At 39.1% G+C, this 11,874-nt stretch carries 5 protein-coding genes; 2 read left to right on the forward strand and 3 right to left on the reverse strand.

Annotation, left to right across the window (positions count from 1 at the left end; all coding sequences use genetic code 11):
* The 3 genes from VB797_RS14995 to VB797_RS15005 all read right to left on the reverse strand — a co-directional run.
* A partial coding sequence (locus VB797_RS14995; protein ID WP_323238494.1) for a polyketide synthase occupies positions 1–5,379 on the reverse strand: 5,379 nt, incomplete at its 3' end.
* A 298-nt stretch (positions 5,380–5,677) separates the two neighbouring features.
* Entirely contained in the window at positions 5,678–5,956 is a 279-nt protein-coding gene (locus VB797_RS15000; RefSeq protein WP_323238495.1) for a hypothetical protein, read from the reverse strand.
* A gap of 872 nt (positions 5,957–6,828) precedes the next feature.
* Complete coding sequence (locus VB797_RS15005) at positions 6,829–8,205, reverse strand: ParB N-terminal domain-containing protein (RefSeq protein ID WP_323238501.1); 1,377 nt, start codon at positions 8,203–8,205, stop codon at positions 6,829–6,831.
* Between the two features lie 1,088 nt (positions 8,206–9,293).
* Between VB797_RS15005 and VB797_RS15010 the strand changes: the two genes are divergently transcribed.
* Together VB797_RS15010 and devC are read left to right on the forward strand one after the other, a co-directional pair.
* The gene (locus tag VB797_RS15010; RefSeq protein ID WP_323238496.1) at positions 9,294–10,499 is read left to right on the forward strand and encodes an ABC exporter membrane fusion protein; all 1,206 of its coding nucleotides are present in this window, start codon (positions 9,294–9,296) and stop codon (positions 10,497–10,499) included.
* A 177-nt stretch (positions 10,500–10,676) separates the two neighbouring features.
* Positions 10,677–11,855 (forward strand): ABC transporter permease DevC, encoded by a 1,179-nt coding sequence (gene devC / locus VB797_RS15015; RefSeq protein WP_323238497.1) that lies wholly within the window; start codon positions 10,677–10,679, stop codon positions 11,853–11,855.
* Positions 11,856–11,874 lie beyond the last annotated feature (19 nt).

Consider the following 11,874-nt stretch of genomic DNA (forward strand, 5'->3'; position numbering starts at 1 on the left):
CACCGTAATTGTTGTTCTTCCTTGGGTACCGTAGGCAACTTCGGTTATAAGACGATTGGGGTCGTGTAGTTCGGCTTTGATATAGCTGACACAATTTTGGGTATCGATTTCGGGGTTGATGTCAATTGCCCGACAAAAGACTTCTCCCCATTCCCAAGTTAGTGTTTTAGTTAGTCCGAATAATCCACCACCAATAGCTCCAAAGTTGATTTTTTGTTCTAATCCGAAAGCACCATCAAGTCGAGTTACCGTACAAAAACAACTGCGACCGTTCTGTGCTGCTGCATTCAGAGATTTTTTTAGATGTTTAGCAATCAAGAAAACTTGTTTTGCGATCGCCTTTTCTTCGGGAAAATAGTTTATACCGTTGGATGCAGCGTGAAATGTAGGATGAATATGGATAAAAGCACCTATGGGACCGCAGTTAGTTGCGATCGCATTTAATTGTTGTTGCAGATGCGCTTCGCTCAAATCTTCTAAAATTATATTTTTGATATTGCTTTTCTGCACTGAGCGTCCGGGAACTATTGATTCAGGAAAGCTCAGAACTACGACTTCCCAACCGTTTTGAGTTAATGATTCGGCGAGTTCTGAGGTGGTGAGGGAACCATCATCGGTAATCAAAGCGACGTGTCCGGATGGTAGTGCAAATTCGAGAAAGTCTGGTGCGGGGAGGGGTCGTAATTTAGCAGGATGTCGTACAACCCCTCCAATTTCATTCAACGGCTCATTTAACGGCTGCTTAACTGCATCAGGCTGTAGCTTTTTTTTTTCACCCCCAGATAATGACTGGAGATACTCAACTATTTGTCCGATGGTGCGTAGTTCGCTAATTTCTTCTAGGTTATCGGGTTTGGGTAAGTCCGGGTACGCTTCTTGTAATGCACCCATGATTTCTACTCGTTTAATTGAGTCAATACCCAAATCGGCTTCCATATCCATGTCCATTTCCAGCATCTCTACCGGATAACCCGTTTTTTCGCTAGTTATTTCTAACATGGATTGACCCAGACCGCTAGTATCAACGGTTGCCGCGCTTTCTGTGGTAATTACGGCTGCTTCTGCTTCTACTGGAATTTCTATCTCAATTATCGGTTTTTCTGGATCTGCTTCTATTCCCACTGGGGTACTAGCACCAGAAGACAGAGATTTGAGATACTCTACTATTTGACCGATAGTACGCAGTTCGCTTAATTCTTCTAAATTATCAGACTTTGGTAAGTCGGGATACATTTCCTGCAATGCACCCATAATTTCTACTCGTTTGATGGAATCAATACCCAAATCGGCTTCCATATCCATATCCATTTCCAGCATTTCTACCGGATAACCAGTTTTTTCACTGGTGATCGCTAACAGGTTTGTATCCAAATCTGATAAGTCTACGGAGGAAGAGGGGGAAGGGATGGGGAGAGGGGGAGATGGGGCGATGGGGGGAGTGAGGGATTCTTTTTTGAATCCGTTACCGTTTGTAGCTGCAACTTCTGGTTTGAATTCTGGTTTAGTTTCAATTACTGAAGTGGCAACATTTGCGATTGGTTCTTTTTTTAATTCTGGTTCAGTTTCAATTATTGAAGCAGTATTTGCAGAATCTTGAGTAAAAGTATTTGTCTCTACATAAGACTGTGATTTATCCGTAACGGGTATCAAGCTTGTTTTGTGTTGCTCAATACTACCTTCGTTTTGAATTATCTGTTCGTATTCTTGCTGTACGTGTTGGAAGAAGTTCTTGGTGTACTCTACTTGATTTTGTAGATACTGTTCGTGAACTTTGAGGGTATCACCTTGATGGCTGTGAAATGTAATCATCCCCCGCTCTAAGCTTTCGATAACTTTTGGCTTGAGTGAATCGGTAGAAGATTCCGTTTTAGCAAACAAGGAGTTTTGTTGCTGCATCAGTTGAAAAAATGTTTTCACATATTCGACTTGATGATTGAGATATTGGGTGTGAACTTGTAAATTCTCGCTTTGATTTTGTCCGAACTGAGTTAAGACATATTCCAAGCTTTCTAAAACTTGTTCGTAATTTAGAAATTCGTTTGGTGTAGTTTGCATATGCATATTTGATTTCGGTACTGACTGCTGGGGAAGAGGATGGGGGGAGGGGGGGATGGGGGGAGTGGGGGAAATTTGCCCGTTTTTCTTTGTGTCTCGTCCCCTTGTCTCCTTGTCTATCGCTACTACTTTGTTATGTCCGTTTCCGTTACTGTGAGCGGGGATAGAAACAGAAGACTCTTCAATTTCTCTTTGTCCAACTTTTCCACCGTTACCGTTGGTGCTAACAGAATTATGAGCAGGAATTTCTGTAATAGTTGCTGTATTTGATTTAACTGCAACTTCTACAGGCTTGCTCGCTTTGATTTCTGCTTGATGCGGTTCGCTAATTGCTTTTTCCCAGCGCTGTTTGGTTTTCTCAGATACGTAATTACTACCGCTCAATTTGATGTTTAACCCTTTCTTGTTCTCAGTAGATTTGACTACATCAGGAACTTGATAGGGGTCGAGGTTTTTCAAAATTATTCCGGCAACCCGTAACTGAATGACAGCTTCCCTTAAACAGTAGTCGCTATCTTTTCTGGGACTTGAATTTAAAGCAATTGCCAAATGAGGGCGATCGCCTAATATATCTTTAACTAAGTTAGTTAAAATTCTTCGCGGTCCGAACTCAACGAAGCAGTAACCACCATCTGCATAGATATGCTCAATTTCCTGTTTAAATAATACAGAATTTGATAGTTGTGATTCGAGGGTTCTTTGCAGTTCGCGGGGTTCTTGAGAATACTGCTTTGCCGTAACGTTGGTGTAAACGGGTAGCTTGGGGGATTTGAAGTTGACACTTTTGGTTGCGATCGCAAAGGATTTTTGCGCGAAGGCAATTAGCGGTGTGTGGAAGGCTGCGGCTACGGGTAAAACTACAGCCGCACATCCAGAGTCGTGGAGAATTTTTTGTAGTTGATGAATGTCTGGTGTCGGCCCGGCTAATACCACCTGACGCGGTGAGTTCAAGTTGGCAATCTCGACTTGAGGATAATCTTTGAGGAATACTTCGATTTTACCTAAGTCCTCTTTCACCGCCAACATTGCACCAGTATCGTAGTTGGGGTCTTCGGGTGCAGCCATTGCTTGACCTCTAGCTTTAACTAGGAAGCAATAATCTTCGTCACTGAGAGCTTCACTTGCCCATAATGCTGTGAGTTCCCCGAAACTATGTCCGGCGACAAAATCAGGTTTAAATCCAGCTTGTTGCAGTACTTTATAATATCCTGCACTCAACATTCCAATAGCTGGTTGAGCGTATTCGGTGCGCTGTAATGCGGCGATTTGAGCGTTTTTCTCGTCTTCTTCAAACACTGGATGAGGAAAGACGATCTCGGAAAGCGGCTGCAAGTTATCTTTGAGCAACAAACTATCCATGTAGCCGTAGAGTTGACGCAATTGGGGGAAGTTCATGACTACTTCTTTACCCATATTTAGATATTGCGAACCTTGTCCTGAAAACAACGCAACTACTTTACCAGCTAAATCCATCCCTTCTGCACGGTAATGAATTCCGGTAGGATGTTCCCAAGATTCTGCACCTGGCTTGTTTTTCAACAAGTCGATACAAACTTGTAGTCTTTTACAAGTCTCCGATACAGAGGATGCAACAAACCCGATTCTAGCTGAGGATTGGGGAATTTCTTTGAATTTGCAAGCTTCTACCAACTCAGAATAATGTTTATCTCCTGTGGTAGATTGCAACTTTGCCAAAGTCTGTTCGCAGGTTTGCAATAGCTGGGTGGGATTCTCAGCAAACAGTAATAATTGATCGGGTGCATTATGCAAGCGGTATGAACTATCATGGTCGCCGCTATATTCTTCCAGCACTACATGATAGTTGGTTCCACCAAAGCCAAAAGAACTTACACCCGCACGTCGGGGGGCTTGTCCAGTGGGTGAGATCCAAGGACGAGTTTCTGCATTCAAATAAAAGGCAGAATTCTTGATGTTGAGTTTGGGATTGGGCTGAGTAACGTTGATCGTAGGCGGCAATACTTTATGATGTAACGCCAAAGCTGTTTTAATCATGCTAGCCGCACCAGCCGCAGCTTTAGTGTGCCCAATTTGCGATTTAACGCTACCCAAAGCAATATGCTGACCCTTAGCGTTATCTTCGCCAAAATATTCTCGCAAAGATGCAAACTCGGTGGGGTCGCCAGCCATAGTCCCGGTACCGTGGGCTTCCACTAAATTGACGGTCAACGGGTCAAATCCCGCATCTTCATAAGCCCGTCGTAAAGCTGTGATTTGTCCTTCTTTACGAGGTGCGTAAATACTCTTAAATCTGCCGTCGCTAGAAGTACCAATCCCCTTAATGACTGCGTAGATTTTATCTCCATCTCGTTCAGCATCCGACAAACGCTTGAGAACCATCATTCCCAAACCTTCACCCAACATCATCCCGTCGGATTTAGCATCAAAAGGCTTAACTTTATCGCCGGGAGAAACTGCCGGTGTTTTACTAAAACTGATGTATGCTGTAATCGAATTATCTGTATCTACTCCCCCGGTTAACATCATATCGCTGCGATAATCTGCCAACTCAGCGATCGCCATTTTCAAAGCAGCCAAGGAACTCGCACAAGCTGCATCCACCGTACAGTTAAGTCCGCCGAAATTAAAGCGGTTGGCAATACGTCCGGAGACTACATTCGACAGCATACCGGGGAAGGCATTTTCATCCCACTGTACGTAAGCGCTTTGAATTTTCTCAATAATTTTTTGCGTATCTTCGTCAGATAAACCGCTGCTTTTTAAAGCTTTTTTCCATACGGGATACTGCAATCTCGCCGAAAGCGGTACTCCCAATTTCAAAGCCGCAGAACCCAAAACAACTCCAATATTGTCGCGGTTGAATTCGCGATTTTCATCGTACCCGGCATCTTCCATTGCTTCTTTTGCAACCACCAAACTTAATAGTTGCGAAACATCAGTAACTTCTAAAATGTTCGGGGGAATACCGAATTCCATCGGGTTAAAATCTACCTGGGGAATAAAACCACCGCGATCGCAATAAGTTTTATCTTCCTTCGTTCTGGGATTAACGTCGTAGTAATCTTCGACATTCCAATGTGTTTCGGGAATCTCCGTAATGCAGTCTATTTTATTAACAATATTCCGCCAATATTCCTGTAAATTTCTGGCTTCAGGGAAAATTGATGCCATTCCAATAATGGCTATAGGAGTATGTTGCAATTGTCTGTTAACTTTGTTCATTGATGTAGATTCTTGTGAGGACATCTTTTCTTTGACCTTAATAAATCTCTTCACAGCGTTTTCGCAATTGTTGATTTGTTGTTCCAATTGCGCTAATGCCTTATCGATGGATTTAGCCGACATAGGACATAAAATAACTTTAGTATCGTTGCTTATTCAGCTAAAATAAAACTTGTAGCGACTATAAAATTCAGCTATACCTGATGATAACAAGTAAAATAGCTGCCCAACAAAAAATTGGATGAATAAATTGGCAAGATAAATTGGATAGATAAATTATCAATACTTTTCTCCAACCATCAATGTGAGGAGAAATGCAACCCCGATTAATTGATTATTTTAGAATTATTAGATAGTTTCCTCTAATGATGCAATATTTTTTCCTCAAAATGCGTCTATCCTACGATAGAAGAAAACTAAATTAAATTAAACTTGTTTCTTGACATTGAGGCAACAGATCTACAACATTATTGAAGCTGGAAAAGTAATCTTCTAATGCCTTTGCTGGAAGACCCGTGAATTCCATCCATTCTTCTTGATAATGACTTGAAGATACTGTTTCCCATTCAAATAAAGGAGGTTTGGGAATAGCTACTAAAACAGAAACGCTCTTTTTTTCGGAGTCGGTTTGATTATTAAACCTTACTGCGGCGATATAATTGGTATTAATGACAACGTTCTGTATTTTAATAAATGTCATAGCTAGTTAAAACGCCTTGGAAGATAATTTTATGAACTGTAAACAATAATGTTTGACAAGTTAGTTACAAAACCACACCATTTAAAATATCTAATTTTTTTTTGATAAATCCTTTACTCCCATACACCAATTAAATTGGGATTTTATCAAATTGACAAACAATTTAAAATATTGCTCATCTTAGTAATTAGACTGACTTTATCTTTTAGCTCTTAGCTATTCACAACTAAGGAACTAATTAATAAATATCTAAAGTAATACCAACATTAGCACAGCTTAAACAAAGCTGATTATGCGGTTTAAACCATTTTGGGAACAAATTTAGATTTGGCAAAATGTTTATTAGATAAAAAATATCGAATAATAGTATCATCCGTAACTTCATTTTTCTAAGGGTAATTTGACGAAAAGCTTAAAAGATATAAGTCTTTCTTTATTATGAAGTAGTTACAAGTTTGTTGTAAAGCAATATCGCTACTTTATATATACAGTTTAATCATTATTTTGCGGAAAGTGTGTTTATTCAGGAGAACATGATAATTAAAAGACCACCATTTTCTAATCATTTGTGTAAAATCAAGTTGATATATCAACATTAACCATATCAATTTACATAGACAAATACAGTTACTGTTGTGTTTTTTAAGTTTTACTAATTGTTTAACATGAGTAATTAGCAATTAGTATATAGCTATCCAGGGTAAACGCAAGAAAACAATAGTAATTTAATGAAACTATTTAAATTATTAGGAGTTCATTCTAAGCAATTTGATTTATTCAAAATGTAACGTGCAATTAATTCTACTCCCTATTCCCTATTCCCTGCTCCCTCAAATAAATAAAAGGTCAAATGCACCATGTTGTGAGAGTAATCAAAAATATAAATAATTAGAACGGGCTATTTTTTCGGGTTGTTTTTCAGTCCATTTTCCCCAGCGCGAGATCCCGTTACGAATAAAATCGAGATTTTCGTCACCGATAAAACATACCCGGCGCATTTTTTCGCAAGCCGTTAAAATTTCGCCGTGACCCATGAACGGTGCAATGACATAATTGTTTTGAGTTGTAAACATATCGATCAAATATTGGATTATTCCTTCCACATTGTCCAAATTGATTGGTATCTGGGGTTTTGATACAGGTTGTCGCGAAAAAATTCCCACATATATTTTACCCAACAGTAACTCGTACTGAAAAGTCATCCGCGTAGTGCTGCAAAATTGAAACAGGTTGTCCTCCGAACGCAATACAGCCACAATCTTGGCTTCATCCACCAAATAATCGTGATTCCAGGCATCCGAAGCAGTCGCTATTGCTAAAGCTGCGTTTGAAGGTAGCAGTTTGATAAAATCGTTACCAGCGGTATCGCCGTAATATACCAAATGGCGGTTGCCCAGCGTCCATTTATCGCCAATTTTGGACAGCGAGTCTTGGTTAAATAGCGAGTCGATCATTTTTGGTCGTTCCACTTGTTGTTCCTTTTTATCTGACTTAGCTTGAAGCTCTGCCATTGCGCTGTGAAAAGCTTGTAGCTGCAATTCTTCTTGTCCCGCTCGTAATTTTGTGGCGAGTTTGGCCTGCTGTTCGGCTTCTTCATAATCACCCCTGCTAACGGCTAAATCGTAAGCCTGTAGAGCTTTTTGAGCCAAAATTCTTTCTTTCCTCCCAGCCCTGGCAATATTTAGCAGCGTAGTTTTTTTATCAGCGATCGCCGTTTTCTGAATAATTTTTTGAATTTTGGGAGCGATATCCCTAGCTATTTGCTTGTCATGTTGCCAGCTGCGTTCGCTGTAACCGGCTTGTTTTGCTAGCTGTTGTGTGGTTTTAGCTGGTGGTGAAATTATTTCACTACCATTTTCCACTGTCTTGAGAGTATATTGATTGTCCCCCGCTTTCGCTCTCATTCCCAATTTAATCAGGATTTTTTCACGTTCTAATACCAGCTTTCCTCTTTCAAGGGGTTCTAATTCGTTGCGGATCAAATTTTCGTCAATTTCAGCCAATCTAGCGTTTTCTTCGGAATCATAAGTAACTATATTGCATTTAATTTCTTTATAACCCAGCAACTTGCAGGCTGTTAACCGATGCAATCCAGCAATCAAATTGAAATTTTGGTCTACTGCGATGGGATTGAGCAAACCATTCAACTGAATAGATTCTTTTAACTGCTCTACTTTTTGACCGTTGATTGGACGACGATTGTTGCCGAACTTGATTTTTTCTATGGATACTTGAGATATTCCAGACATCATAAAATTATTTCAGAACGATATACTGACAGTTATTTGATTGATATTCGTATGCCTTAAAAATGCCAAAAAGGAACTTTATTCCATAAAACTGTTAGTAGCTTGATATTAACGTGATTTTCACAATAAATATTCGACCAAAGTCCAAGTCTGATAATTTTATTCCTCCTATATTGCCTTAAATCAATCAACTTGATAGCAAAAATACCATAGCTAAAAACAATCTTTATAAAGTCAAGTAATGAACACAAATATTTTTGCGCTCGAAGATTATGGACGTTAGCCTACAGCTATTTGCTCCCCATAATGGCAAACAAAAATTCTCAGAGCTTTTGTATTTATTGCGACTAAAATTCTGTAACAAATTATCAGGGTCTATTTCTAAATAGCTAAATTGAGGGCGTATGAGGCGGCATAACAACCATTAAGTTACTTCATACAGCATTATTTGGAGTTACAAAATATATAAAGTAGGAAATTTTAATTATTCCTAGAAGCCGGTTGACAATATTCGAGTTGTTTGGCATACTTAAAGACAAGTTTTTTGGGGCTGTTACTTCCAAAGCTTCATTTCTTTAATCGCTGCAATTAAAATTTAGTTTTTGTGAAGAGCGTTACTGCTATTTGCTAGAACAATACCTTATTAATAATATAGAATAAAAATTAGGAAATATTTCGCCGGGAAATCATTAATTTTTCATTTCGGTATTTGCGAGCGGTCAAATATTACAAGTCAATGCTTTACTTGTTAAATATTCATCCTCAAATCACAAATGCATTTGCCCCTAACGGTTTCTAATTATTTATGTACGCAGCTATATTTGAAGGGGCTACTTAAGGAGGAAAATTTTTCAATACATTATCATCTGCTGTATTTGCGTAACATCCGTCAGCCGATTTGAGATTTTTGATTTATTGTTTTCAATTTGCTCAATTGAAACTAGAAGCAGGAAAAGTTTTTAGATTTGACCTGATGGATTTTTCCAAAATCTATTGACGCGGAAGCGGCTTCCCGTAGGGTAATTCAAAATTGTTTTTTTAATAACGCTGTTATACGAACATTGGCTCTTCACAATTGGAATCAAAATATGTCAGCAGATAAGGAAAGGGAGTTCAAGGAAAGGGAGTTTATTGCCAAATCCCCACCCAGATGGAGAGTAGTTTTAGCGACTTCCATTGCTTTAGCAACAGCACTCATTGGTGTTTACAGCTATTCACGATTGCGTCCCGATATTTCGCGATCGCCTATCCCTGTTACAACTCCTACTAGGGTAGCAATTACAGCTTTGGGAAGCATAGAACCCGAAGGTGAGGTGATTAAACTATCGGCTCCTGGTTCGGTTAGCGGTTTGCGAGTAGAAAGATTACTAGTAAACGAAGGAAATAGAGTAAAAGCTGGACAAATAGTTGGACTCTTAGAAGGTTACGTTCGCGCTACAGTTAACGTACAGCAGGCTTTAGATCAAGTTAGAGTTGCTCAAGCGAAATTATCCCAAGTACAAGCTGGAGCGAAAAGAGGAGACGTTGATGCTCAAAGTGCGGCGATCGCCAGCTTACAATCGCAGCTACAGGGAGAAATTGCCACAGGGAATGCTACTGTTGCACGGTTGCAGGCAGAGCTAGATAATGCTCAAACTGAATATAATCGCTACCAAAAGCTATATCAACAGGGTGCCGTTTCCGCTTCTGTCTCAGATAGTAAACGCTTGCTAGTTAGGACTTTACAGCAACAATTAAATGAAGCGCAAGCAGCCCTCAATCGTAGTGTTAATACCCTGCGAGATCAAATCAGAGAAGCCAGAGGTAAGTTAGATAGTATTCAAGAAGTGCGTCCTCAAGATATTCAATTAGCCCAAGCTGAAGTTAAAAGTGCAATGTCTGCTGTAGATCAAGCAAAAGCAGAGCAAGAATCAAGCATCCTTAAATCTCCGATCGCCGGGACAGTATTAAAAATTAACACTAGACCCGGAGAAGTAGTTTCCTCCAACGGAATCATGGAGATAGGTAGAACCAATCAGATGTATGTAGTAGCAGAAGTTTATCAGACAGACATTCAGAAAGTACGTTTGGGTCAAAAAGCCTTTATTTCCAGCACAGCATTTCCTCGCAAATTAAAAGGAACAGTTAGCGAGATTGGCTTACTAGTTGACAGACAAAGAATTCTCAACATCAATCCAGGAGCTGATACCGATAGAAGAATAGTTGAAGTCAAAATTCGGATTGACGAGCTATCAGATAACAAACTAGTCACGGGCTTGACCAACCTACAGGTAGATGTTGCCATTCAAATTTAAGCAAGAATGAATTTGAAGGATGAACTTGTAAATTGGGTATAGGGTATAAGTTAAGCATTGGACATCCTTAATGTAAAAGAAAGACTATTTTTTAGATAACAGCCACGACATATTATATTTCATCCTTCATTCTTCATTCTTTCGTGCTTCATACTTCCTAATTATCACTCGATCATCATGGCTTCAAAAACCCCTTTAGCATGGTTACAGCTAATACGAAACAAGTTTCGTTCTTTAGTTGCTGTAGCTGGTATCGCTTTTATTGTGATACTGATGTTTATGCAACTTGGATTTCAAGATGCTCTTTATAAAAGTGCAACTCAAGTGCATCGAAGTCTCCAAGGAGATTTATTTTTGGTTAGTTCTCAGTATAAAGCTTTAACTGCTACTCAAAGTTTTTCTCGGACTCGTTTATACCAGACTTTAGGATTTGAAGGTGTAGACTCAGTTACTCCAATTTATTTAGGATTTGCCAAATTAAAAAATCCTGAAACGGGAGAAAAATATTCAATATATGTGATGGGTTTTGAACCGGGGAAACCCACGATTAATTTACCAGGAATTCAAGAAAATATAGATAAACTAAAATTGTCTGATGTAGTACTATTTGATGAAAATTCTCGACCGGAATTTGGAAACGTTGCCATGCGATTTAAGCGGGGAGATATTGAAGCAGTAATCGAAATATTTCCCTTTGATTCACTAACAGGATATAGAGTTAGAGTCGGTGGATTATTTAGCTTAGGTCCTTCCTTTGGAGTAGATGGCAACTTAATTACTAGCGATACAACTTTTCTGCGGATATTTCCTAATAGCAGACCTCCAGACAAAATAGATATAGGAGCAATTAACCTTAGTCCAGGAGTAAATTCCCAACAAGTTGTACAAAAATTGCGAGATAGCTTACCTAACGATGTCCTAATATTTAATCACGAAGAGTTTATTAATTTTGAAAAAGAATATTGGGCTACTAGAACCCCGATCGGTTTTATTTTAAACCTCATGTTAACAATGGGTTCTGTTGTTGGTGTCGTTATTGTTTATCAAATATTATTTAGCAATATTGCCAGTCAATTAGTAGCATACGCGACTTTAAAAGCCATAGGTTATGCCAATAATTATTTATTAAGAGTGGTTTTTAAACAAGCTTTCATTTTAGCAGTACTCGGATATATTCCAGGTTGGATTATCTCTAAGTATCTCTATGAGTTTGCCATGAAAGCAACAAAATTGCCAATAGAGATGAGTTTTAATAATGCATTAATGGTATTGATAGCCACAGCTTTAATGTGTCTTACTTCCGGTGCATTAACAATGAATCAACTCCGTTCCGCTGACCCAGCAGATATCTTTTAAAGTTAGGAGTTAGGAGTTA

Source organism: Rivularia sp. UHCC 0363, assembly GCF_034931125.1.
Taxonomy (GTDB): Bacteria; Cyanobacteriota; Cyanobacteriia; order Cyanobacteriales; family Nostocaceae; genus Rivularia.

Coding starts and splice junctions, on each gene's coding strand:
- VB797_RS15000 (WP_323238495.1), bottom strand. CDS start 5,956: ATGACATTTATTAAAATACAGAACGTTGTCATTAATACCAATTATATC.
- VB797_RS15005 (WP_323238501.1), bottom strand. CDS start 8,205: ATGTCTGGAATATCTCAAGTATCCATAGAAAAAATCAAGTTCGGCAAC.
- VB797_RS15010 (WP_323238496.1), top strand. CDS start 9,294: ATGTCAGCAGATAAGGAAAGGGAGTTCAAGGAAAGGGAGTTTATTGCC.
- devC (WP_323238497.1), top strand. CDS start 10,677: ATGGCTTCAAAAACCCCTTTAGCATGGTTACAGCTAATACGAAACAAG.